Origin of the sequence: Bacillus sp. lyk4-R2A-2, assembly GCF_030209735.1 — a bacterium.
Classification (GTDB): domain Bacteria; phylum Bacillota; class Bacilli; order Bacillales; family Bacillaceae; genus Bacillus; species Bacillus pumilus.
Window position 1 is genome coordinate 526,590 of sequence record NZ_JARVRK010000005.1, and the last position, 24,912, is coordinate 551,501.

Annotated in this window: 25 protein-coding genes and 1 riboswitch; of the genes, 23 read left to right on the plus strand and 2 right to left on the minus strand. The window is 40.7% G+C overall.

The window, feature by feature from the left end; genetic code table 11:
• The 7 genes from resB (at window position 1) to QRN39_RS09660 (ending at window position 8,006) form a co-directional block, all read left to right on the plus strand.
• Window positions 1-1,680 (plus strand): cytochrome c biogenesis protein ResB, encoded by a 1,680-nt coding sequence (gene resB / locus QRN39_RS09630; protein ID WP_003215850.1) that lies wholly within the window; start codon window positions 1-3, stop codon window positions 1,678-1,680.
• Window positions 1,664-2,842, plus strand: coding sequence for a c-type cytochrome biogenesis protein CcsB (ccsB, locus tag QRN39_RS09635; protein WP_050943828.1), 1,179 nt, complete (start codon window positions 1,664-1,666; stop codon window positions 2,840-2,842). The genes resB and ccsB overlap by 17 nt, the downstream gene beginning before the upstream one ends.
• Window positions 2,843-2,929: 87 nt before the next feature.
• A complete protein-coding gene (locus QRN39_RS09640; RefSeq protein ID WP_003215596.1) occupies window positions 2,930-3,652 on the plus strand; it encodes a response regulator transcription factor in 723 nt (240 codons plus the stop codon).
• Window positions 3,649-5,430 (plus strand): ATP-binding protein, encoded by a 1,782-nt coding sequence (locus QRN39_RS09645; protein WP_003216141.1) that lies wholly within the window; start codon window positions 3,649-3,651, stop codon window positions 5,428-5,430. Before QRN39_RS09640 ends, QRN39_RS09645 begins: the two co-directional genes overlap by 4 nt.
• 201 nt (window positions 5,431-5,631) lie before the next feature.
• Window positions 5,632-6,240, plus strand: coding sequence for an RNA polymerase sigma factor SigX (gene sigX, locus QRN39_RS09650; protein ID WP_003215976.1), 609 nt, complete (start codon window positions 5,632-5,634; stop codon window positions 6,238-6,240).
• A complete protein-coding gene (locus tag QRN39_RS09655) occupies window positions 6,152-7,261 on the plus strand; it encodes a sigma X negative regulator (RefSeq protein WP_212045946.1) in 1,110 nt (369 codons plus the stop codon). The genes sigX and QRN39_RS09655 overlap by 89 nt, the downstream gene beginning before the upstream one ends.
• Before the next feature lie 100 nt (window positions 7,262-7,361).
• Complete coding sequence (locus QRN39_RS09660; protein WP_284907096.1) at window positions 7,362-8,006, plus strand: M23 family metallopeptidase; 645 nt, start codon at window positions 7,362-7,364, stop codon at window positions 8,004-8,006.
• Window positions 8,007-8,041: 35 nt separating this feature from the next.
• Here the strand turns inward: QRN39_RS09660 and serA are convergent, their stop codons facing one another.
• Window positions 8,042-9,616, minus strand: a complete 1,575-nt coding sequence (gene serA, locus QRN39_RS09665) for a phosphoglycerate dehydrogenase (RefSeq protein WP_012010415.1) — start codon at window positions 9,614-9,616, stop codon at window positions 8,042-8,044.
• Between the two features lie 287 nt (window positions 9,617-9,903).
• A riboswitch (FMN riboswitch) is annotated at window positions 9,904-10,035 on the plus strand.
• A 144-nt stretch (window positions 10,036-10,179) separates the two neighbouring features.
• Between serA and QRN39_RS09670 the strand changes: the two genes are divergently transcribed.
• Window positions 10,180-10,761, plus strand: coding sequence for an ECF transporter S component (locus tag QRN39_RS09670; protein ID WP_012010414.1), 582 nt, complete (start codon window positions 10,180-10,182; stop codon window positions 10,759-10,761).
• Between the two features lie 34 nt (window positions 10,762-10,795).
• On the opposite strand, the gene QRN39_RS09675 is transcribed toward QRN39_RS09670, so the two are convergent.
• Window positions 10,796-11,044, minus strand: a complete 249-nt coding sequence (locus QRN39_RS09675) for a ferredoxin (RefSeq protein WP_003215700.1) — start codon at window positions 11,042-11,044, stop codon at window positions 10,796-10,798.
• 267 nt (window positions 11,045-11,311) lie between these two features.
• Between QRN39_RS09675 and QRN39_RS09680 the strand changes: the two genes are divergently transcribed.
• From QRN39_RS09680 to cmk, 15 genes are all read left to right on the plus strand, one after another.
• Entirely contained in the window at window positions 11,312-12,364 is a 1,053-nt protein-coding gene (locus tag QRN39_RS09680; protein WP_212045947.1) for a YpbB family protein, read from the plus strand.
• Complete coding sequence (locus QRN39_RS09685) at window positions 12,357-13,865, plus strand: RecQ family ATP-dependent DNA helicase (protein WP_106028752.1); 1,509 nt, start codon at window positions 12,357-12,359, stop codon at window positions 13,863-13,865. The genes QRN39_RS09680 and QRN39_RS09685 overlap by 8 nt, the downstream gene beginning before the upstream one ends.
• Window positions 13,862-14,503, plus strand: a complete 642-nt coding sequence (locus QRN39_RS09690; RefSeq protein ID WP_137055032.1) for a CPBP family intramembrane glutamic endopeptidase — start codon at window positions 13,862-13,864, stop codon at window positions 14,501-14,503. Before QRN39_RS09685 ends, QRN39_RS09690 begins: the two co-directional genes overlap by 4 nt.
• Complete coding sequence (locus tag QRN39_RS09695; protein WP_034620417.1) at window positions 14,448-15,209, plus strand: LysM peptidoglycan-binding domain-containing protein; 762 nt, start codon at window positions 14,448-14,450, stop codon at window positions 15,207-15,209. The genes QRN39_RS09690 and QRN39_RS09695 overlap by 56 nt, the downstream gene beginning before the upstream one ends.
• Window positions 15,210-15,273: 64 nt before the next feature.
• The gene (locus QRN39_RS09700) at window positions 15,274-15,726 is read left to right on the plus strand and encodes a DUF2663 family protein (protein WP_106065512.1); all 453 of its coding nucleotides are present in this window, start codon (window positions 15,274-15,276) and stop codon (window positions 15,724-15,726) included.
• Between the two features lie 87 nt (window positions 15,727-15,813).
• Window positions 15,814-16,602, plus strand: a complete 789-nt coding sequence (locus tag QRN39_RS09705) for a metallophosphoesterase (RefSeq protein ID WP_050943977.1) — start codon at window positions 15,814-15,816, stop codon at window positions 16,600-16,602.
• Window positions 16,603-16,767: 165 nt separating this feature from the next.
• Window positions 16,768-17,349, plus strand: a complete 582-nt coding sequence (locus tag QRN39_RS09710; RefSeq protein ID WP_003215601.1) for a genetic competence negative regulator — start codon at window positions 16,768-16,770, stop codon at window positions 17,347-17,349.
• Between the two features lie 195 nt (window positions 17,350-17,544).
• Complete coding sequence (locus QRN39_RS09715) at window positions 17,545-18,819, plus strand: Glu/Leu/Phe/Val family dehydrogenase (RefSeq protein WP_012010406.1); 1,275 nt, start codon at window positions 17,545-17,547, stop codon at window positions 18,817-18,819.
• 123 nt (window positions 18,820-18,942) lie between these two features.
• On the plus strand, window positions 18,943-19,914 hold the full coding sequence (locus QRN39_RS09720; RefSeq protein ID WP_003215846.1) for a YpdA family putative bacillithiol disulfide reductase: 972 nt from the start codon (window positions 18,943-18,945) through the stop codon (window positions 19,912-19,914).
• A 155-nt stretch (window positions 19,915-20,069) separates the two neighbouring features.
• The gene (prsW, locus tag QRN39_RS09725) at window positions 20,070-20,732 is read left to right on the plus strand and encodes a glutamic-type intramembrane protease PrsW (RefSeq protein WP_003215795.1); all 663 of its coding nucleotides are present in this window, start codon (window positions 20,070-20,072) and stop codon (window positions 20,730-20,732) included.
• Between the two features lie 127 nt (window positions 20,733-20,859).
• Complete coding sequence (gene sleB, locus QRN39_RS09730; RefSeq protein WP_106028756.1) at window positions 20,860-21,771, plus strand: spore cortex-lytic enzyme; 912 nt, start codon at window positions 20,860-20,862, stop codon at window positions 21,769-21,771.
• A gap of 16 nt (window positions 21,772-21,787) precedes the next feature.
• Complete coding sequence (ypeB, locus tag QRN39_RS09735) at window positions 21,788-23,137, plus strand: germination protein YpeB (RefSeq protein ID WP_003215550.1); 1,350 nt, start codon at window positions 21,788-21,790, stop codon at window positions 23,135-23,137.
• Window positions 23,138-23,239: 102 nt separating this feature from the next.
• A complete protein-coding gene (locus QRN39_RS09740; protein ID WP_268458326.1) occupies window positions 23,240-23,887 on the plus strand; it encodes a flagellar brake protein in 648 nt (215 codons plus the stop codon).
• Between the two features lie 63 nt (window positions 23,888-23,950).
• Window positions 23,951-24,133, plus strand: coding sequence for a DUF5359 family protein (locus tag QRN39_RS09745; RefSeq protein ID WP_003215744.1), 183 nt, complete (start codon window positions 23,951-23,953; stop codon window positions 24,131-24,133).
• Window positions 24,134-24,204: 71 nt separating this feature from the next.
• On the plus strand, window positions 24,205-24,882 hold the full coding sequence (gene cmk, locus QRN39_RS09750) for a (d)CMP kinase (protein ID WP_003216003.1): 678 nt from the start codon (window positions 24,205-24,207) through the stop codon (window positions 24,880-24,882).
• Window positions 24,883-24,912: the final 30 nt, after the last annotated feature.

The window sequence follows — 24,912 nt, forward strand, 5'->3', positions numbered from 1 at the left end:
ATGAAAGAGGTAAAATGCGAGTGTGGACATATTAATCCAATCGGTACTGTTTTATGTGAATCCTGCGGAAATCCTATTGCGGCTAAAGAGAAAAACTCTTCAAAGCTGCTTGATATGAGATATGACGGCAGTGCGAGACGCTCGCAAACATACAACAAAACGATTGTTGATAAAGTATGGAACTTTTTTTCTTCCGTTAAGGTGGGTGTGTGGCTGATTGTCATCACACTGCTTGCTTCCTCATTAGGAACGATTTTTCCGCAGGAGCGATTTATTCCGCCAGGTGCATCTGCTTCCACCTATTATGAAGAGCAATATGGGTCGTTTGGCAAGCTGTATTACACACTTGGATTCCATGATCTTTATAATTCTTGGTGGTTTTTAGCTTTAGTTGCATCCATCGGAATCTCCCTTGTCATTTGCAGTCTCGACCGGGTTATTCCTCTTTATCGAGCACTTAAAAACCAAGGGGTTATTAAAAAAGAAGGCTTTATGAGAAGACAGCGTCTGTTCAGTGAGACAGACAAAACGTTAGATCAGCATACATATGAAGGCATCAAGAAAGCAATGAAACAAAAGCGTTACCGCGTGCGAGAAGAAAACGGACATATTTTAGCGGAAAAAGGCCGCTTTTCACGCTGGGGCCCTTACGTCAATCACATTGGATTAATCATCTTTCTCATTGGATCAATGCTCCGGTTTGTCCCAGGCATGTATGTGGATGAAACGCTGTGGGTTAGAGAGGGTGAAACTGCCCCAATTCCAGGCACAGATGGTCAATATTTTTTGAAAAATAATGCGTTTTCAATTGACCGCTATGAAACTGGAAATGAAAAAGAAGTGTTTGAGAATGCGATTGAAAGAGCTGGCGACGGTCAAGTAGTGAAAAGTTATAAAACCGATGCCACTTTATACAAACGTGAAGGGGAAGTTGTGTTTGGTGAAAAGCCCAAGCTGAAGCAGGTATCAGAACACGATATCAAAGTGAACGAACCGCTCAAGTTTGATCATTTCTCATTATATCAAGTGGATTTTAAACAAAATGAACTCGATCAAATGGTCTTTCAGCTGATTCGTAAAGATACAGAAAAATCTTTCGGAACAGTGAAGATTAATCTGCTGGAGCCTAAGTCAGAATATGATCTTGGTAGCGGTTACAAAGTCAAAGTGATGAGCTATCTCCCTGATTTTTATTTTGACGATGATGGAACGCCGAGTACGAAAACAAGGAATCCGAATAATCCTGCTTTCGTGTTTGAAATGGTTTCTCCTGAAAAGCCTAAAGGTGAAAAAAGCTTTGTGGCGATTCAAGAGACAGTAGAGGGCTCTGATAATAACCTATATAAAATGAAGTTTGATCGAGTGGAAACGAAAAACGTCACGGGATTGACGGTGAGAAAAGATTTAACTCTTGGGGTGCTCATCGTAGGCGGGATCATCTTCATGATTGGTGTCGTGCAGGGGATGTATTGGCAGCATAGAAGAATTTGGCTGTCTGCAAAGGATGGAAAAGTATTCGTGGCAGGACACACAAACAAAAACTGGTTTGGCTTAAAGTCTGATCTTGGCGTGATCCTAAGTGACAGTGGCATCAAACAGCCAGTTGATCAAAAAGAACTGCCTGATACAACAAGTATCAGCAAAAGCAAGGGGGAAGGATTAGATGGCAGCAGTCAGTGAAAACCTGTTATTTGCAGCTTTTCTATTGTATTTAGCGGCAGTTCCTTTTTTTGGTGGTGCCATTAAAGGAAAAAAGAAAGTTGATGGACCGCGCAGAAATAAGGCGGCACTTATCGGTATTACTCTCACCATCATCGGTTTTTTAAGTCAATTTGGCTACTTTATTTCAAGGTGGATGGCGTCTGGTCATGCACCAGTCAGTAATTTGTTTGAATTCACAACGGCTTTTGGCATGATGCTTGTGCTCGCATTCATCATTTTATATTTTGTGTATCAAGTGTCGGTACTTGGTTTATTTACACTTCCAATCGCTTTATTGATTATTGCCTATGCAAGTATGTTCCCATCTGATATATCACCGCTAATTCCTTCATTACAAAGTAATTGGCTTTATATTCACGTGACAACAGCAGCACTAGGGCAAGCTATTTTAGCGATCAGCTTTGTGGCAGGTGTCATCTTCTTATTAAAGCATGTCGATCAAACAAAACCAGGTAAGAAGACATTTGGTTTAGAGCTTGTCATGTTTATGATTGTTGTGACACTTGCATTTATCGCAGTCACGTCCATCTTTAGAATGACAGGATACGAAGCGAAATTTAATTGGGTCGATAAAAATAAAGAGGAAAGTGTGATGGTCTATGAGCTGCCAGCTCTAGTTGGACCTCATAAAGGAGAGCTTGTGACGCAAGATCGTTTGGAACCGTTTGTTGATTTGCCGCCTGTTTTTTCAGGAAGAAAGGTCAATACGGTGTTATGGTCATTCGGCACGGGGCTGATTTTGTATGGACTGATTCGCTTGATCATTCGCAAACGACTGAGTGCTCTGCTTCAACCGCTCGTGAAACAGGTGAACCTAGATTTAGTCGATGAAATTGGATACAGAGCTGTTTCCATTGGTTTCCCTGTATTTGCGTTAGGCGGGCTCATTTTTGCAATGATCTGGGCGCAAATTGCATGGACTCGGTTCTGGGGCTGGGACCCGAAGGAAGTATGGGCATTAATTACGTTTCTCTTTTATGCAGCCTACCTTCATCTTCGCTTATCCAGGGGCTGGCATGGCGAAAAGTCCGCTTGGTTAGCTGTCATCGGATTCGCCATCATTATGTTTAATCTCATCTTTGTCAATCTTGTGATTGCAGGGCTTCATTCTTACGCGTAATCACATGAAAAAGGCCAACTTTTTATGAATCGATTCGGCTTTTTGTTAAAATGAATGTAACAACGGAGAAAGCAGGAGGATTGTCTAATGGAACACACAACTCAAACGAAAATATTAGTCGTAGATGATGAGGCAAGAATTCGCCGCCTTTTAAAAATGTATTTAGAGCGTGAAAATTATGAAATCGATGAAGCTGAAAATGGAGATGAGGCCATTCAAAAAGGACTCCAAACAGATTATGACCTCATTTTGCTCGATTTAATGATGCCTGGTACAGATGGGATCGAGGTGTGTAATCAAATTCGAGACAAAAAAGCGACCCCAATCATTATGCTGACGGCAAAAGGAGAAGAAGCCAACCGCGTGCAAGGGTTTGAAGCAGGTACGGATGACTACATCGTCAAACCTTTTAGCCCGCGTGAAGTTGTTTTACGTGTGAAAGCATTGCTCAGAAGATCTTCTCAAACGTCTTATCTCAATACTGGGACAACAACAAAAGACGTCCTTGTGTTTTCTCATCTTTCAATTGATCACGACGCGCATAGAGTGACAGCTGATGGCAAAGAAGTCAGTCTCACGCCGAAGGAATATGAGCTTTTATATTTCCTTGCGAAAACACCGGATAAGGTTTATGACAGAGAGAAGCTGTTAAAAGAAGTATGGCAGTATGAATTCTTTGGAGACTTGAGAACAGTCGATACCCACGTCAAACGACTTCGCGAAAAGCTGAATAAAGTGTCACCAGAAGCTGCGAAAAAAATCGTGACGGTATGGGGTGTCGGGTACAAATTTGAGGTCGGCGCTGAATGAAACTGTGGAAAAGTGTCGTTGGAAAGCTATGGTTAACCATTCTCTTCCTCGTCCTCATCGTTTTATCTATTTTAACCGTGCTTCTTTTAGAGTTCATTGAAAATTACCATGTAGAAGAAGCAAAGTCAGATTTAACGCAAATGGCAAATAAAGTGGCGGTCATTTTAGAAAGCCATGACGATCAATCACTCGCAAGGTCGATTACATCAGAGCTTGCTGACAAATTGACGAGTATTGCGATTATCCAAGAGGACGGGCTAGAGTGGTATTCGTCTGAAAAAGACGGGAAGCTTCCTGCGATTACAAAGAAACAAATTGAAGCAGACGGTGATTTGAATCAAGCACTAAAAGATCGTAAAAAAATCAGTAAACGTGCAGAACCAAATGCAGGCAATCATAAGGATGAACGAATTGTTGTCGGTGTTCCATTTGAGGCAAACGGAAAAAAAGGCATGGTCTTTCTTTCTCAATCATTACTTGCGGTAGAGCAAACAACAAAACATACGACGCGTTATATCTTCCTAGCAGCCGGAATTGCCATTGTTCTGACCACTATTTTCGCGTTCTTCTTATCAACACGTGTCACCTATCCTCTTAGAAAGATGAAAGAGGGAGCGCAGGATCTGGCGAAAGGGAAATTTGATACAAAGATTCCTATATTAACGCAAGACGAAATTGGAGAACTGGCCATCGCCTTTAACCAAATGGGCAAGCAGCTTAAATTTCATATCACAGCTTTAAATCAAGAAAAAGAGCATTTGTCCAATATTTTAAGCAGTATGGCTGATGGTGTCATCACCATCAATATTGATGGAACGATCCTCATGACGAATCCTCCTGCAGAACGATTCTTGCAGGCATGGTATTACGAGCAAAATATGAAGATCAAAGATGGAGATGAACTGCCTCCAGAAGCGCGAGAATTGTTTCATACAGCCGTCAGCACGGAAAAAGAGCAAATGATTGAAGTCACACTGCAAGGACGTACTTGGGTTCTTCTCATGTCTCCGCTTTATAATCAGCAGGACGTTAGGGGAGCAGTTGCGGTCCTTCGTGATATGACAGAGGAACGAAGACTTGATAAGCTGAGAAAAGACTTCATTGCCAATGTCAGTCATGAACTTCGTACTCCAATTGCTATGCTGCAAGGATATAGTGAGGCAATTGTAGATGATATTGCTGGCTCAGAAGAGGAAAAGAAAGAGATTGCGCAAATTATTTACGACGAATCACTTCGAATGGGACGTCTTGTGAACGATCTTCTAGACCTAGCGAGAATGGAAGCTGGCCATATTACACTGAATCTTGAATCAACAGATACAGAAGAGCTGACCGAGAAGATTTACCGCAAGTTTCTTGGTATAGCAAAAGAAAAGCAAGTTGATCTCACATATGACATTCAAGTGGATGAACCGTACTTTGTACTCGATCCGGATAAAATTGAGCAGGTGTTTACGAATCTTATTGATAACGCCATTCGTCATACACCAGAAGGCGGAGAGGTTCACTTCTCGGTTCAATCGGTGGAAAGCGGTTTGAAAATGGATGTGAAAGATTCAGGAAGCGGAATCCCGGAAGAGGATTTGCCATTTATTTTCGAACGATTCTATAAAGCGGATAAGGCAAGAACAAGAGGGCGTTCTGGTACTGGACTTGGTCTTGCGATTGTGAAGAATATCGTAGAAGCACATCAAGGCTCCATTCATGCACATAGCAAAGCGGGTACTGGTACACACTTTACCTTTTATATTCCGAGAAAAAAGCAGGAACTCGTCTAATCCTGACGAAGAATCTTGTTACATGAGAAACACTTCTTTTCGAAAGAAAAAGAAGTGTTTTTTTATTTTCATATTTTTAAGGAGAAGTTAAACAAAAAGCCCTTCCCAAATTGTCGAACTTGTAATATATTTGTCATAAAGTTGTAATGTAACGTTTTTTAAGAGTCACTCGACAAAAATAAGTGAACGGAGGGGTTTCCTATGCATGAAACCTTTCAAAAAATATATGATTCGTACCATCAAGATTTGTACCAGTTTTTATTTTATATGGTTAAAGATAAAAATCAGGCAGAGGATCTCGTTCAGGAGGTTTACATCCGGGTACTTCACTCATATAAAACTTTTGAAGGAAGAAGCAGCGAGAAAACATGGCTGTTTTCAATTGCGAGGCATGTGGCAATTGATTGGTTTCGCAAACAGCAAACCATTAGACAACGGGTACTCGGCACGTTTGATTGGGATAAGCAGGATGTAAAGGACCCAGACTTGCTCCCAGACGAACTAGCTGTACAGGATGAAAATGTAAAAGAAATCTATGCCGCACTTGATCAGTGCACGATTGATCAACGAGCTGTCATCATTTTAAGATTTATCCAGGGCTACTCAATCATGGAGACGGCAAAGGCGCTAAAGTTCTCGGAAAGCAAAGTCAAAACAACGCAGCACCGAGGCCTGAAAGTGCTCCGAAAACATATGGAGCTTTTGAAGGAGGAGCTAGTGAATGAAAACGAACAGGTCCGATTGGAGCGAAGAACGAATCAAGGTGTTACTAAGTCAGCTTCCAAAGGTGGAGGACAACCGTTCATCTAAGCAGATATACCAGCAGATGCTGATGGCAAGCGGGCAGAAAAAGAAAAGTGCCAAATGGATCGGTCCAGCGGTCGCAACCGTTGTGGTTTTATTTATGGCGTTTTTAATTTCTCCTCATTTATTTCAGCCGGCTGCTCAAGATCATCATCAGCAAATGAAAATGGACTCAAGTGCTGACAAAAGTCAGGTAAACGCCACATTAGAGGCGGTCAAACAGACTAATGGCCCCTCACACGTTGTGTCTCGTAAGCAGCAGCAAAAGTTTATGACCATAGCATACATAGATGAATCGACCTCTCAAGTGGTTCCGATTAGCATTGAAAAAGAGGATGAGTATGATCATTTGCAGGATATGGTGAACACATATGAACAGGTGCAGCTGCCTGAAATGACAAAGCCTCTTCAATCTTATATGGATATGGTGGACCTTCGTGAAAAAGGAGATACACTTGTTTTTCAATTAAAAAGTGATTTGTCCCTTGATACGTTAAAAGAAGCCAGCAGGTTTAAAGATATGGTAAAAGAAACGCTAAAATGGAGCAAATATGAGCAGGTGCAAGTCAAGACAGCCAAAGGTTCTCACCTTCAACTAGGAGCAAATGGAAGCGTTGGAACAATATCAATTGAAAAACAAACAAAGCACGCTTATTATGTTTTAGAGAATAAGAGCGGGACTTTTTTGGTGCCTTCAAAAACGCATTATTCATCGTATGAAGATGCGGTAGAAGCTATGAAGCGTACAAGCGATGCAGGACTTGATCCATTAATTAAAGACGAACCGATTAAAGAAGTGACGTCTAAAGGAAAACATGTGACCATTACGTTTGGAGCATCAGCGCAATTATCGGACTCAAATGATCATATTTTACTCATTGAAGGTCTGCTGCTCTCAGCGAAAGATTTTGGTTTTACAGAGGTCACCATTCAACAGGCGGGAACAGATCAAGTTGGTCCGTATGAATTAGAAGAACCGATAGAGGTGCCGGCTCTGCCGAATCCAGTTGTCATAAAAGACCGTTAAAGGACGCAAGAAATTGCGTTCTTTTTTGATGTATAGAAAATAGCTTCCTTGCTGTATACTAAGCTGTCATAAAAAGAACCTCAAAGAAGGGGAGTCACTAATGAAAAGGTATTGCTTCATATGTGCCAGCTGTTTTTTGATGATCTTTTCACCTGTTGCTCATGCACAGGAAACAAGCGAATGGGTGGAGCCGATAAAAGGAGAAGTCACAGATTTGTTTGGGACAAGAGGCGGCTCGCACATGGGATTAGATATAGCTGCGCCAGAAGGAGAATCCATCTTTGCTGCAAGTGAAGGTGAGGTCTCGCGTTCGTATGTATCTGCTACATATGGCGAGGTTGTGTTTATCCAGCATCCAAATGGATATGAAACCGTCTATGCACATTTACACGAGCGTTTTGTTAAAAAGGGTGACCATATAGAAGCAGGACAGCCGATCGGCATTATCGGCAACACAGGGGCGTCTAGAGGCACTCATTTGCATTTTGAGGTGCACAGGGGGCATTGGTCAGTCAGCAAAGAAGATGCGGTAGATCCACTCATAATCATTGCAATGGATCGCTTCCAAGAGCCTGCTCTACATGTAAACGGACAAGAGAACAATACATATCTCATTAAACAAGGAGATACCCTTTGGTCGATTGCAAAGGCGCATGAGATGACTGTGGAACAATTGAAACAGATCAATGAGCTGACCACTCATCTCATCCGAACGGGAGATCGTTTAATGGTTTCAAAAAAATAAACCTCATGCATGTGCATGAGGTTTATCATGATTTTTTATAGGTCGATCAGACGGACAGAAAGTATATCGTGCACTTCAGTTAATTCTTTGACAATTTCGTCCTCAAGATGCTTATCGAAAGAAAGCATCATGATGGCTTCGCCGCCTTTTTCTTTACGTCCTACCTGCATTGTCGCAATGTTGACATCATGGTCGCCTAAAATTTGTCCAACCTTTCCAATTACACCAGGTGCATCAGTATGCTGGATGTAGACAAGGTGTCCATCTGGATAAAAATCAATATTAAATCCATTAATGGAAACAACGCGTTCTCCTAAATGCGGGATATAGGTTGCTTTTAGAGTAAAGGTTGAAAGGTCGCCTTTGACTTCAATAGAAATGCTGTTTTCGTAACCAGATTCACTGGAAGAAATCTTTTCACTAAAGCTAATGCCGCGTTCTTTTGCCACCATTCCAGCATTGACTTCATTTACAGTCGAATCAACACGCTCTTTTAAAAAGCCTGACAGAAGACTTTTTGTAATAAAGGATGTTTCGAGTTTTGAAATAGAGCCTTCGTAAGAGATGCCTACTTCTTTTACAGGTTCTCTCATTGATTGAGAGACAAGACGTCCGAGCTTTCCTGCAAACTGATGATAAGGCTGAATTTTTTTGAACTCGTCTTTTGTCATCGCTGGTAGGTTAATAGATGACATAACAGGGAGTCCTTTTGCAAATTGAAGTACTTCTTCAGATACTTGCGCCGCTACATTTAATTGTGCTTCCTTCGTCGATGCGCCAAGATGCGGAGTCGCAATGACGAGCGGATGGTCTACAAGCGGATTATCAGTAGGAGGTTCTACCTCAAATACATCGAGTGCAGCTCCTGCAACATGGCCGCTTTCAAGCGCTTCAAGAAGGTCACGCTCGTCAATAATACCACCGCGTGCACAGTTCACTAGGCGAACGCCTTTTTTCGTTTTTGCAATTGTTTCTTTATTGAGAAGTCCTCTTGTTTCTTTTGTTAACGGGGTATGTACAGTGATGATATCTGATACTTCGAGTACTTCATCAAGTGACTTGGCATTGACACCGATTTTTTCTGCGCGTTCCTTTGTCAGAAACGGGTCAAATACGTTGACTGTCATGCCAAATGCTCTTGCACGCTGGGCAATTTCGCTTCCGATTCTGCCAAGTCCAACAATCCCAAGAGATTTTCCATAAAGCTCTGCACCAACATAGGCACCTCTGTTCCATTCTTTTGATTTCACAGAAATGTTGGCTTGTGGAATATGACGCATGAGTGAAGAGATCATCGCAAATGTATGCTCAGCTGTGGAGATCGTATTACCGTTTGGTGCATTGATCACAATGACGCCATGCTTGGTTGCTTCATCAATATCAATATTGTCTACTCCCACACCGGCACGGCCGACAATTTTTAATGAAGTCATTTTTTCATAAAGCTCTTTGGTCACTTTCGTCGCACTTCTGACAAGTAAGGCATCAAATGTGTGTAATTCATCTTCTGCTTCTGTTACATTTTTTTGGACAATTTCAACAAAATCTGATTCTAAAAGTGGTAAAAGACCATCATTGCTCATCTTATCTGAGACTAATACTCGAAACATCGTAAGATTTCCTCCTAAAATAAACGTCATAAATATCTGATAATTTACCATATTCCTTTTCGCTGTGTCAATCAAATTAAAGCAGTAAAGCGAAAAAGAAAACACGAACATTTCTTAGTGTCTTTATAAAGAATGGACACCTTTAAACAAAAGATAACCAATTTTTTCGTATTTGTCATTATAATTTTTAAGTTTTTTGCGATTTCTTAAAACTGATGAAATTGCTCAGGATTTTTATCTGTACAAATGCTCATATATCATATATAATGATGTCGAATTGAATAATGATCAATCTTCGGGGCAGGGTGCAATTCCCTACCGGCGGTGATGAGCATAGTCTCTAAGCCCGCGAGCCTTTTTTGGCAGGATTCGGTGTGATTCCGAAGCCGACAGTATAGTCTGGATGGGAGAAGATGGAGGTTCGTAAACGTTGAAAACTTGGTTTTTCACACGTTTATTTGTCTAGCCTAAATTCCCCGCTCCTGTTTTCATGAGCGGTTTTTTTGTGGCTGAAATTGAACAATCCTCTTTTCGAAAGATTTGATCGAAAAGGAGAGAGAATATTGAATCAAAGTAAAGTAAAACGTTTAGTCGTCACCAGTATGCTTAGCAGTATTTCGTTCGTGTTAATCTTATTGGATTTCCCTTTCCCAGGGCTTCCAGCGTATTTGAAAATTGATTTCAGCGATATCCCAGCGATTATTGCGATTTTAATTTATGGGCCAGGTGCAGGAATTGCCGTTGAGGCATTAAAAAATGTTCTGCATTATCTCATTCAAGGCAGTATGTCCGGCGTTCCAGTTGGGCAAGTCGCGAACTTCATTGCAGGCACACTATTCATCTTACCAGTCGCCTTTATGTTCAAAAAAATTAAATCAGCAAAAGGAATGGCTTGGTCAATGATCATGGGTACATTACTTATGACTGTGATGATGAGCATTTTAAATTACTTCTTATTCCTACCAGCTTACACATGGTTTTTAAACGCACCTGAACTATCAGATCATGCGCTCAAGACGACCATTACAGCAGGGATTTTACCTTTTAACTTTATTAAAGGAATCATCATTACCATCGTATTTAGCTTCATTTTTGTGAAAATGCGTCCATGGTTTGAAAATAAACGCCGACTTCAAAATAGTTAATATAAAAAAAGCCCCTGCATAAGGGGCTTTTATACTATTCATGCTTAAGTGGGTCACCCTCGAAAGATTCGTCCGCAACTTTGATTGAGTCAGTTGGACATCCTTCAAATGCATCAAGCATATCTTCTTCAAGTACTTCTGGAACTTCTACAGTCCCTTGGTTGTCGTCAAGCGTAACAAATGCAATGCCTTCATCATCATAATCATAAATGTCTGGAGCAGCTGCACCGCATGCGCCGCAAGCAATACATGTGTCTTTGTCTACAATTGTATATTTTGCCATGTTAAAAAAATACCTCCCAAATAGTTCGATGGAACACATGGTTTAACCTTTTTAGTTTCACCGATAAAAAACAATTTCCTCAAACCTTATTGTAATGATTTTAAATTCACATTTCAACTGTAAAGTGATTGAGAATGCTTATCACATAAGGGTTTGTTCATAACTTTCCCCCATAAATTGAGTTTAAACATTTCTTCTTGTATGAAATCTGTTAAAATAAAGGGAGAAAATATTCGAATTTTGTCAGGAAGACAGGTGCTTTGATGAATGACTCTTCATTATTTGGATGTCATGTTAATGGACAGCGTATATAAATTGAACGGCGAACGCTCCATTAGTGCTGTCTACCATCTTTTTAAAGGAAAAAAATCATCTCAAACCATACAGGATGCCAGCTTGTTTGAGCTTTCCAGGTACTTCGGCTGTTACCCGGGGTTTACGAGGGATCAGCTGAATCGTTCTGCTTTAAAGCTTGAAGAGAAGCACTATATTAGAAAAAACGATGAGACACTGAGTATCACTGAAGCAGGGCAGCAAATGCTACACCAGCATTTCTCTGAAAAACCGATGCCTGCTTATTTTCATGGTGCCAAATACCACGATAAAGCAAAGATGCTATGGATGAGGCTCTCTTTACTTGTACAAGTGCTTTCTCACCATATGGCTGGATCACATCAATATGTTCCAATACAAAGAGATGTCTCAGTTCAAAGCTGGACGAAATCTTTTTTGAAACAGCATCAGCAGAAAAGCAAGCTTTCAGAAGAGCTGCATCATGAACTAGAAAAACTCCTAATGAACCTAAGTGATCAAGAGGCACTGATTTTTGTTTACTCATTGACCTCACATGAACGAATCGGGCGTACGTATCAGCAAATGGCGGAGTGGATGAAAGAAGATGTGTGGTATGTGTACTTGCTTTTTTGGAATGTACTCCATTATTTTATTCAATCTGCCCAAAAAGGTGAGGCGCCGACTTTGCAGAAGCTCGTAGGTGACCTTGAATTTAAACGCGTGTTAACAACTTCTACTCACAAAACACTTGAGCTTGTCCAAAAAGGATTTGATATTGAACAAATTGCTCACATTCGTTCATTAAAAAAGGCAACGATTGAAGATCATATCGTGGAGCTGTCGATACATGAGCCAAGCTTTTCAATAGATCCCTATGTGAGTATAAAAGAGCAGCGGGAGATCCTTGCTGTAGCCAGAGAACTGCAAACAAATAAAATGAAGCTGATTAAAGAAAAACTCGAGCATCCATTTACTTATTTTCAAATACGATTGGCACTGACAAGGATGGTGAAAGCAAATGGATAAGCTTCATCAGACGCTCATGCGATACTTTGGCCACGATACATTTAAAGCAGGTCAAGAGGACATTATTCGAAGTGTACTGCATCAAAAAGATACGGTTGCCATGCTGCCTACTGGTGGAGGAAAGTCACTTTGCTATCAAATTCCCGGTTATATGACAGACGGGCTGGTTCTCATTATTTCGCCGCTTTTATCGCTTATGGAGGACCAAGTCGAACGAATGAAAATGCGCGGAGAAAAACGAGTGGCGGCGCTTAATAGCACATTGTCTTTTCAGGAGAGGCGACATATCATTCGGCATTTGCCATCATATAAATTTCTATTCGTCGCACCTGAGGCATTAATGTCAGAAGTGCTGCTTGAACAGCTCAAATCGATGCGTATTGGTCTGTTTGTCGTCGATGAAGCGCATTGTATATCAGAATGGGGGCATGATTTCCGTCCTGAATATTCGAAGCTTGGAGAATGGAGAGAAGCGTTAGGTCATCCTGTGGCTTTAGCTCTTACAGCCACAGCAACGAAACAAACGCTAAAAGATACTGTGCAAACGCTAAGGTTGCAGCATCCAGACTTTCATATTCATTCCGTCAACCGCCCGAACATTGCCTTAGTCAAAGAAGTGCACGAATCGAAAGAAGCAAAAGAGAAACGGGCCATTGAGCTTGCGGATTTTTTGCAAGGACCAGGCATTATTTATTGCCCAACCCGGCAAATGACAGAAGAGCTTGCTCTCTGTATGAAACAAAAAACCAATCAGCGTGTTGAGTTTTATCATGGCGGAATGGACGCAGGAGATCGTATGCTCATTCAGCAGCAATTTATCAGCGGTCAGCTTGATCTCATTTGCTGTACGAGTGCTTTTGGCATGGGAATCGATAAAGCAAATATCCGGTTTGTCATTCATATGAGCCCTCCGCAATCGATTGAAGCATTTATGCAAGAGATTGGAAGAGCGGGAAGGGACGGGAAAAACAGTGTGAGCATTCTTTTATATACAGAAGAGGATGCAGATATTCAGCTACACTTGATCCAAACAGAAGGATTTGACGAACCAGAAATTGATTTCTACTTATCACAACTGACTCAAATGCAGACAAATGATGAAAAAAAATTACGTGAACGATTGATGGAAACAGGGCTTCAGGAGACGCGTGCAAGAATGCTGACGCACTATTACATGATGCATGAGTCCGAACAGCGCCCGGCAATTCTGATGAATCTAAAAGAAATATTGCAGGACAGACAAACAGAAAAGCTAAAAAAAGTGTGGCAATTTAAAGAGCGGATCATGGATCATGACTGCTTTAGACAATCTCTGTTATCATACTTTCACGAACAGCTTGATCAAACAGAGCGCGCGTCCTCTAAGCATTGCTGCTCTTCTTGCGGACTGAACCTGTCTGATTATGAAAAAAAAGAACAATCATTGGAGCTGAATGAAATGAAACACTGGAAGACTGTGCTGGATCGTATGTTTCATCTGACAAAAGAGGCGCAGCATTGATTGAACAACATCGCCGAATCATTGAAAAATTAACCGATCGACAAGTCGTAGAACAGCTGTATTTCACGCAGCTGCTCATGCTTATCGTTTCTTTTTTACTAGGCATATTTATGTTCGATCAATGGACGGATTTTACAGCCCTTTGGCAGATTCATGATATGCGCATTCTAACATATGGAATTGGCGGTGCATTGCTCGTCATTATTATAGATGCAATTGTCATGAAGGTGTTTCCTGCTCATATGTATGATGATGGCGGTTTAAATGAAAAGATGTTCAAAAACCGAAGCATTCCGCATATTGTTTGGTTAGCACTTCTCATTGCCTTTTCAGAGGAAATACTATTTCGCGGAATTGTTCAACAGCAATTTGGACTTGAGATTGCCAGCATCGTGTTTGCGCTTCTTCACTTTCGCTATTTATCAAAAATACTCTTGTTTATCCTCGTGGTTTCCATTAGTATTTTTTTAGGACTTTTATACGAGTGGACGGGGAATTTATTTGTTCCTGTCATGACACATTTTGTCATTGACTTAGTCTTTGCTTGTCAAATTCGTTTGAAATATAAGGGGAGGGATGAACATGGAAGAAATGTCGAGAATGCAGAGAAAGAAGGAGCAGCTCACAAACAACCATGACGACAATGTAGAGGAAATTCTTGAAGAAAAAGTACATCCTTCTGATGACTCTCACTTTCCTACACGAGAAGACTTTCATGAATATAAGAAGCAGCGTACGAAAAAAGTGCGCAATCCTTTGTTTACGACATTGGCTATTATCTTTCCTATCATCGTCATCACTGTTTTCTTTCTATTGATCTACTACACTTCAAAGGAAATCAACGATAATAACAATCAGGGTGTATACATTGATAAAACCTCAAGTGCTGACACAGACCCAGTTCCGTCAGCACTAGCCGAAACAAAAAATGACGCAAAAGCTGATAAAGCGGATGCGTCTGATGAAGAGAAGAAAAAGAAAGATGAAGAAAAAGAAAAGCAGCGATCAAAAGAAAAAGCAGAGCAAAAGAAAAAAGAAAAAGCTGCTAAAGAGAAAGAAGAGCGTGAAAAAGCCGCAGCTGCGAAAAAGCGTGAGCAGCAGCAGCTAGCCCTCCAAAAACAGCAAGAAGAGAAAAAACGAAAAGAAGTCGAAGAGAAAAAGAAGCAGGAAGAAAAGCCAGTTCGTGTCGTCCAGCACACTGTTGGCCCAGAGGAAAACCTGTATCGAATCTCGATGAAATATTACAAAAGCCGATCAGGTGAAGAGAAAATAAAAGCCTACAATCATTTAAATGGGAACAGTGTATACAGTGGTCAAGTACTCAATATTCCATTGGAAAACTAATTACCTGACATGAACGAATGAAAAAGCACATACATATGTAGAAAAAAGGGACAGGGTGTATGTGATGACTTTGCACGCAATCAGCCGCTATATGGATCAGCCGACACAGAAAATGATGGAAACGTTGATCAAAAGAAAGCACAAATATGAGGGCTTTGCCAAGCAGTGTAGAAGGTGGCAATGGACAGCCCTTTTGTCACTGGCGATTCTTTTGTTTTATTTTGTGATAACGGCAAATAAGGGAGGCTCGCTTCAGCCGGAAGCGATGATTGCAACGCTGCTCAGTCATGAGGTCTTTCTATTTTGGATAATGGCTGAGGTGTTTGCTTTTTATGCATCTTATTATTATAAGAAAAAAGAAGAAAAGGCTGAGGATGAATATCATCGCCTTAGATGTGAGATTATACAAAAAAGCACAGACTTATGGCCGCAATCAGACCAGTGGAAAGAGCGTGAAGCGGTTTTTCACTATATGCAGCAGCAATATGACATTAATCTCTATTATGAAAGTAAATAAATGTGTAAAAAGACGTTTTAATAGTTGAAACGTCTTTTTTCATTCAAGCGTCTTATGAACGACACATATGCAAGGGAGCCATTTATGATGAAATATGCCATCGGATTTACTGCCGCCATTGCGGCTGTTACAACAGGTGTGTGTGTAACGGCAAAAATGGTGAAAACGGCAAAACAAAACAACATCAAAAAGCATTACTTTACAATAGAAGCACTTCAATCAGATCGACCAGCAGTGATTTTCTTTATTTCTGATACACACCGGCGGCTGATTAGTGACTCATTATTAGCTGAGGTCACACAAGAAAAACCGGATGTCATTATGATAGGCGGGGACTTAGCAGAAAAAGGTGTACCCTACGCCAGAATTGAAGAAAATGTGAAACGTTTATCAAGAATTGCGCCCGTTTATTTTGTTTGGGGAAATAATGATCACGAGCTGCACCAGCAAAAGCTTAAAGAGATTCTTCATGCTTACGATGTGACGACCCTGCAAAATGAAACAGCTGTGTGGGATTTCGAAGGCCAGTCAATTAAAATTGGAGGCATCGATGATATTCGGCTTGAAAAGGCGGATTATGAAGCGATACGACCTGAGTTTGTGAAAGATGACGTAAATATTCTCTTATCACACAACCCAGATGTACATCATTTAATGAGTGAAGATGAGGGGATCGACCTTGTTTTGAGCGGTCATACACATGGAGGTCAGATTCGAATTGGGAAATTTGGTCCGTATGAAAAAGGAAGAACAGGTCAGGTCAAAGGCGCATTTTTTCTCATTAGTAATGGCTATGGAACAACAAAGATTCCAATGCGTCTCGGGGCAGAACCGGAAACGCATCTGATCTATTTAATGCCTGTAAAAACGCGATGACTGGCTGCGCCCTCAATATTTTCCATAAAAGTCACCGTAAGCATAGCTTCATGCTTGTCTTCCGTCTTGACACAGTGTAAACTGAATACAAAATTAAGAACCTATGACTCATCATCTCATATACTACAGTATGATGTGTGTTTAGAAGAGGCAGGAGGGAACGTTATGCGACTGGAGCGTCTGAATTATAATAAAATCAAAATTTTTCTCACACTAGATGACCTGACAGACCGGGGTCTTACGAAAGAAGACCTTTGGAAAGATTCGTTCAAAGTCCATCAGCTGTTTAAAGACATGATGAACGAAGCGAATCAGGAGCTCGGTTTTGAAGCGAGTGGACCGATTGCTGTTGAAGTATTTTCACTTCAGGCGCAGGGGATGGTCGTCATTGTCACAAAGAGTCAGCAGGATGATGCTGATGATGATGAGTTTGATGAAGATTACATTGAGATGCAAGTCAAGCTCGACGAGAGTCATCATGTGCTCTATCAATTTGCCTCGTTTGAAGATGTGATTCAACTGTCCCATAGTTTAAGTCGTATTGGACTTTTAGGGGGTACAGTTTACCATTATGAAGGTCAATATTTTCTCAGCCTAGATGATTTTGAAGAACTATCAGCTGATACCGTCATTTCCATTTTAGCGGAGTTCGGTTCACCTACGACATTAACGATTCATCGGCTAAAAGAATACGGAAAAGTGATCATGCAAGATGATGCAGTGAAAACGATTCAAATGTATTTTTAATCACTTTTTTCTATTATATTTAATACTGTTGTGATGAAACAACAGTATTTTTTTATATCCTTTTTATATTTATAAACGCTGATATTTTATTTTAATAAAAAACGTTTTTTACCTTTGCTTTACCAGTACGAAGGTGTATACTATTGCTTGAAAGGGAGCAGTAGATCATGAAAGATTTCTAGGGGGTTTATTTTAATGGCAGCCGATCAAAACGCCGCTCATAACGCAGAAGATAAGCTAGATGTTTTAAAGTCAACTCAAACCGTCATACATAAAGCGCTAGACAAATTAGGGTATCCGCAAGAAGTGTATGAATTGCTGAAGGAGCCAATTCGTCTATTAACTGTGAAAATTCCAGTACGAATGGATGATGGATCAGTGAAAATTTTCACTGGTTACCGCGCGCAGCACAATGATGCTGTTGGACCGACAAAAGGCGGTATTCGTTTCCACCCGAACGTTACTGAAAAAGAAGTAAAAGCGCTTTCAATTTGGATGAGTTTAAAATGTGGTATTGTGGATCTTCCTTATGGCGGAGGAAAAGGCGGTATTATCTGTGATCCAAGAGAAATGTCATTTAGAGAGCTTGAAAAACTAAGCCGCGGCTATGTTCGCGCAATCAGTCAAATCGTTGGTCCAACAAAAGATGTACCAGCTCCAGATGTGTTTACAAACTCTCAAATTATGGCATGGATGATGGACGAATATTCTAGAATGGATGAATTTAACTCGCCAGGATTTATTACCGGAAAACCAATTGTTCTTGGAGGATCACACGGACGTGATACTGCAACAGCAAAAGGTGTGACGATCTGCATCAAAGAAGCGGCGAAGAAAAAAGGAATTGACATTAGCGGGGCACGTGTTGTCGTACAGGGATTCGGAAATGCAGGAAGCTACTTGGCTAAATTCATGTATGATGCTGGAGCGAAAATCGTAGGGATTTCAGATGCTTACGGCGGGTTATACGATGAAGATGGTCTTGATATTGACTACTTGCTTGACAGACGTGACAGCTTTGGAACCGTTACTAAATTATTTAACGATACCATCACAAACCAAGAGCTGCTTGAGCTCGATTGTGATATCTTAGTACCTGCAGCCATTGAGAACCAAATCACTGAAGATAATGCGGCAAACATTAAAGCTAAAATTGTCGTAGAAGCAGCGAATGGTCCAACGACACTTGAAGGAACAAAAATTCTTTCAGATCGTGGAGTACTGCTTGTCCCAGACGTACTTGCGAGTGCGGGTGGTGTAACGGTTTCTTACTTTGAATGGGTGCAGAATAACCAAGGGTTCTACTGGACTGAAGAGGAAGTCGAAACTCGTTTAGAAGATATGATGGTGAAATCATTTAATAATATTTATGAAATGGCGCAAAACCGCCGCATCGATATGCGTCTTGCTGCATATATGGTCGGCGTACGTAAAATGGCTGAAGCTTCTCGATTCAGAGGCTGGATTTAAGCGGCTTATTTGCATCGCGCCTTAAAATCTCCTATCCTTAAATAGGAGATTTTTTTATGGAATGGGAACAAATCATCAACAGCTAGCAATTGTTATTGCATTGAAACGACAGGAGTGGAACAAATGAAACAAGAAAAAGCGATCATAATAGGAGGCGGCCCTTGCGGATTATCAGCTGCCATCGCATTCCAGCAAATCGGAATTGATGCACTAGTCATTGAAAAGGGGAATGTCGTTAACAGTATTTATCATTACCCAACACATCAAACCTTTTTCAGTACAAGTGAAAAGCTTGAGATTGGTGATGTCGCTTTTATTACTGAAAATCGCAAGCCAGTTCGTATCCAGGCGCTTTCTTATTACCGAGAAGTAGTCAGACGAAAAAACCTGCGTGTGCATGCCTTTGAAAAAGTAACCGCTGTGACGAAAAAAGATGGCCATTTTACCGTGAGCACATCAAAAGACGACTATTCATGTGATTATGTCGTGATTGCTACTGGCTACTATGACCATCCAAACTATATGAATGTCAAAGGGGAAGACCTTCCACATGTGTATCATTATTTTAAAGAAGGACACCCATACTTTGATAAAGATGTAACGGTGATCGGCGGGAAAAACTCAAGTGTCGATGCTGCGCTAGAACTTGTGAAATGCGGAAGCAGAGTCACTGTACTTTATCGAGGAACTGAATATTCATCTAGCATCAAACCTTGGATTTTGCCAGAGTTTGAAGCACTTGTGCGAAATGGAACGATTCGAATGGAGTTTGGAGCACAGGTGAAGGAAATTACAGAAGAAGAAGTGATTTTTACAAACCAGCAAGAGCAAACGGAGCGAGTGAAAAGTGATTATGTTTTTGCCATGACAGGCTATCATCCAGATCATTCTTTCTTAGAAAAAATGGGTGTGACAATTGATCAAGAATCAGGCCGCCCAGCATTTGATGAACAGACGATGGAGACAAACGTAGAAGGTATTTTCATCGCAGGAGTGATTGCAGCTGGAAATAATGCCAATGAAATTTTCATTGAAAACGGGAGATTTCATGGGGGGCTAATTGCAGAAGAAATTAACAAAAGAATGAACGCATAAAAAAAGAACTGGATCCTTCCAAGGGATTCGGTTCTTTTTGATATAAAATGGGATTATATAGAAGAATATTTTCATAAAAATGGGCTCGAGTCATATAAAAAAAGGGTAAATCATGGTACGATAATGAAGGATAATGTAGGGAAAGAGGTCTGGTTATGATCGCAATCATCTCAGCAGGTTTAGCTCCCGGCATCGCACTTTTAAGTTATTTTTATTTGAAAGATCAGTACGACAATGAGCCGGTACACATGGTCATCAGATCTTTTATGCTAGGTGTTATACTTGTGTTTCCAACCATGTTTATTCAATATGTCCTTCAAGAGGAGCATATCGCAACGAACCCTATCTTGATTTCATTTGTGACGTCGGGCTTCTTAGAGGAATCTTTAAAATGGTTTATTTTAATGGTCAGCGTCTATGCGCATGCCCAATTTGACGAACACTATGATGGAATTGTATATGGAACCAGTGTCTCACTTGGTTTCGCAACACTTGAAAATATTCTTTATTTGGTCGGTCACGGGGTTGAATATGCATTCACCCGTGCTTTATTACCCGTCTCAAGTCATGCTTTATTCGGTGTTGTGATGGGATTTTATATCGGCAAAGCCCGCTTCTCTGATAAAAAGGAGCAGCGCAAATGGCTGATCCTTTCTCTAACGCTTCCTGTGCTTTTTCACGGCCTATATGATTTCATATTGTTAGGAATGAAAAATTGGGGATATATCATGCTGCCATTCATGATTTTTTTATGGTGGTTTGGCCTGCGAAAAGCAAAAAAAGCTCGTTCAGTGAAAATGGTGCAAAATTTAATGTAGAAAACGTCTTATCAGTTGATAGGGCGTTTTTTTGTCTTTTTATCCATTTCTCTCCTGTGATGAATGTATAAAAATAGGGATTGGAAGAAATATATATTCAAACATCAAAAGTACAGGAGGATCAAATATGGACAAAGCTCGTTTCATGAAACAAATCGTCCTTATCTTCTCAATCGTTCTACTCGCAACATCACTGATGACAACTGAAAAAAGTGAAGCCTTCACCAGTCAAGTCATCCAGCGAGGTGCGACAGGAGAAGATGTAGTCGAGCTGCAAGCACGGCTCCAATACAATGGCTTTTACAATGGCAAAATTGATGGTGTATATGGCTGGGGGACGTACTGGGCCGTTCGCAACTTTCAAAGCCAATATGGTGTAAAGAAGGTCGACGGACTTGTAGGTAAACAAACAAAAAGCCTATTAGTTCAAAAGACAAAATACTATAAAGACTTTGTTCAGCAGCAGCTGCAAAAGGGGAATGAGTTTACCCATTATGGCGGGAAACCTCTTGATCAGCAAACAAAAGCTCCTGCGAAAAGAAGCTCACAAAAAAAGACTGCTCAAGGTGCGAAAGAGAATCAAAAAAGTCAAAGCGGAGCACCTGGAAAGTCTGCGAAACAGTCAGGCAATCAGCAAGCAAATCAAACACCGAAACAAACGGCAGCCAACATGCCAGGTGGTTTTTCTAGTAATGATATTCAGCTCTTATCACAAGCGGTTTATAGTGAAGCAAGGGGCGAGCCGTATGAAGGACAGGTGGCGATCGCTGCCGTCATCTTAAACCGTTTGAACAACCCGACTTTTCCAAATACAATCGCAGGAGTTATTTTTGAACCGCTTGCGTTTACAGCTGTGGCGGATGGTCAATTTTATATGTCACCAAATGACACTGCAAAAAAGGCTGTGTTTGATGCCATTAACGGCTGGGACCCGTCTGAGAGCGCCGTCTATTACTTTAACCCTGATACAGCAACAAGTCCATGGATTTGGGGAAGACCACAAATTAAACGAATTGGGAAACATATTTTCTGCGAATAGAAAGAGGTGTAAATAAATGATCAGAGGAATATTGATTGCCATTTTAGGAATTGCTGTCATCTCAACAGGTTATTGGGGCTATAAAGAGCATCAAGAAAAAGACGCAGTGCTGCTGCACGCAGAGAACAACTATCAGAGGGCCTTCCACGATTTAACGTACCAAGTGGATCAGCTGCACGACAAACTTGGGGCAACGCTTGCGATGAACAGCCAATCGTCGATTTCACCGGCACTTGCAGATGTATGGAGAATGTCATCAGAAGCACATAACAATGTGAGTCAGCTTCCGCTCACATTAATGCCTTTTAACAAAACGGAAGAATTTTTGGCGAATGTCGGAGACTTTAGCTACAAATCATCAGTTAAATCCTTATCAGATGAACCATTAAACAAAAATACGCACAAAACCATTACGTCCTTATATCAGCAAGCATCTGATATCCAAAACGAACTGAGACAAGTGCAGCACCTCGTCCTCAATAAAAATTTAAAATGGATGGATGTTGAAATGGCACTTGCTGATGGTGACCGAAAAAATGATAACACCATCATTGACGGGTTGAAAACAGTCGAGAGAAATGCAGATGCATTTGCAGATGTCGATCTCGGACCGACAAATGTGTCCACAGAAGCAGAAACACGCGGCTACAATCATTTAAAGGGTAAAAAGATTTCAAAGAAAGAAGCGATACGCATTGCCCAGCAATTCGCACCTGATCATAATCAACATTTTAAGGTGAGAAAAAGCGGAAGCAAAACCAATCGAGATGTGTACAGCTTATCGATGTCAGATCCTGATAGTAAAGCGAATTTCTATTTAGACTTGACTGAAAAAGGAGGACATCCAGTCTACCTTCTTCAAAATCGAGACGTGAAAAAACAGAAAATCAGTTTAAACCAAGCATCAGAAAAAGCACTCAGCTTCTTAAAGAAGCAAGGATTTGATGCAGAGTCATTCCATTTAGATGAAAGTGCACAATTTGATAATATCGGTGTATTTACCTATGTACCTCTTCAAAAAAATGTACTGCTGTATCCAGATAGTATACGCATGAAGGTCGCACTAGACGATGGTGAAGTGGTTGGATTTTCAGCGAAAGACTATTTAACGAATCATAAAACAAGAGACATCAAAGCACCTAAAATCTCGCAAAAAGAAGCGAAGAAAACGCTCAATCAGCATGTGAAAATCGAAGATACTCATGTAGCGATTGTTCAAAACGATATGTCAGAGGAAGTTTTATGCTATGAGTTCCTAGGAACGATAAAAAATGATACGTACCGAATGTTCATTAATGCGGATACTGGAAAAGAAGAACGAGTAGATAAACTAAAAAACGCAGAACCTATATATAAAGACCTATAAAAAAGGAAACGAGGAAAAGGCGAATAAGCCTTTTCCTTTTGTTTTATACATGGTTTAATATAGGAGAGGATATGATTTCACAGATGAAAAGAGTGATGAGGAATGTTACAAATAGGGGATGCAATCACAATTGAATATGTCAATGAGAACAAAGAAGTGAAAACTGCAAAATCGAAAGTTTTGGAAAATAATAACGATGATATTTGCATTAATTATCCAGCTGATAAAGAAACGGGACGCACGATCTATTTAAACCAGCAAACAGAAATCACCGTTTTCTTTTTCGATGAAAATCAAATTCCATACAAATGCACAAGCGAAGTCATCGGCAAGAGGAAAGAAGATATTCCGATGATCGTCATTTCCATTCCGCCAAAAGAAGAAATGATTCGGCTTCAGCGTAGAGAATACCTGAGAGTCGATACAATGGTCAAAACCGCGATCACGCAAACGGGTGAAGAATCCTTTGACACGTTTATTGTCAATATGAGTGCTGGCGGCTTAGCAATTGCTGTTCCTGAAGGTGTCTCATTGAAAGAATACGGAGAAGTGATCACAGAGTTTGAACTTCCGCTGAAAGAGCCTGTTAAAATTAAAGCGGTTGCAGAGATGAGCCGAGTTTATCAAGATGAGCAGACTGGCAAAACAAGAGCGATCATGGAGTTTTCTGAGATCACAAATGATCAGCAGCAGCACATTATGAAGTACTGCTTCCAGCAGCAGCTTTTAACACGTGTGAAAAAAGCATAAGAATAAAGGATGTTAAAAGCTTCCATACTAGAGGTAATAGAATCTAGCGTGGAGGCTTTTTGTATGAAAACAATGGAAAGATGGCTATTTAAAGCGGTGCTCATTCAGCTTGTCTTATTATTAGCCGTTCAGATCACACTTCATTTGACAAAAGGAGAACTATTTTTGTCAAAAGTCGTGCAATACGAGGGTGTAAATAACATGAGCATTGAAGATTGGATCGAGACGTTTAAGCAGAAGGATTGATAGAAAATTCCCCCGTTTGACCGGTGATCGTGTTACAATTCATAAGGGAGATTCAATCAAGGAGAGGTATTATGAAAAAGAAATTATCTATCGCAATTGACGGTCCTGCAGCAGCAGGAAAAAGCACTGTGGCAAAAATTGTCGCAGCAAAAAAATCATATATTTATATCGATACAGGTGCCATGTACCGCGCGATTACGCTTGCGGCACTTCACCATGGTGTAGATCTTGAAGACGAGCAGGCGCTTGATGCACTACTAAAGAAAACGGTGATTGAACTTGTCTCAACAGGCGAGGGTCAAAAAGTGCATCTAGACAATACCGATGTGACAGAAGAGATTCGCACAGACCGCGTGAGCAACCAAGTATCGGTTGTCGCAAAGCACAGAGCTGTTCGGGAAGAAATGGTCCGCAGGCAGCAAGAGCTTGGTAAAAAAGGCGGTGTCGTGATGGACGGAAGAGACATAGGTACTCACGTTCTTCCAGATGCCGAAGTGAAAATTTTCTTGCTTGCATCTGTAGAAGAAAGAGCAAAACGCCGCTTTGAAGAGAATCAGAAAAAAGGCTACGATGTCAATTACGATCAGCTGATCGAAGAGATTGCAAGACGTGACAAGCTTGACTCTGAGCGCGAAGTTTCACCGCTTAAGAAAGCGGATGACGCCATTGAGATTGACACAACTTCTCTTACCATTCAAGAGGTAGCAGGTAAAATTTTAGATGCAGCAGACCGTGTGGAGAAACTGTAAGAAATTTTAGAAAACTTTTATAAGTTAGAG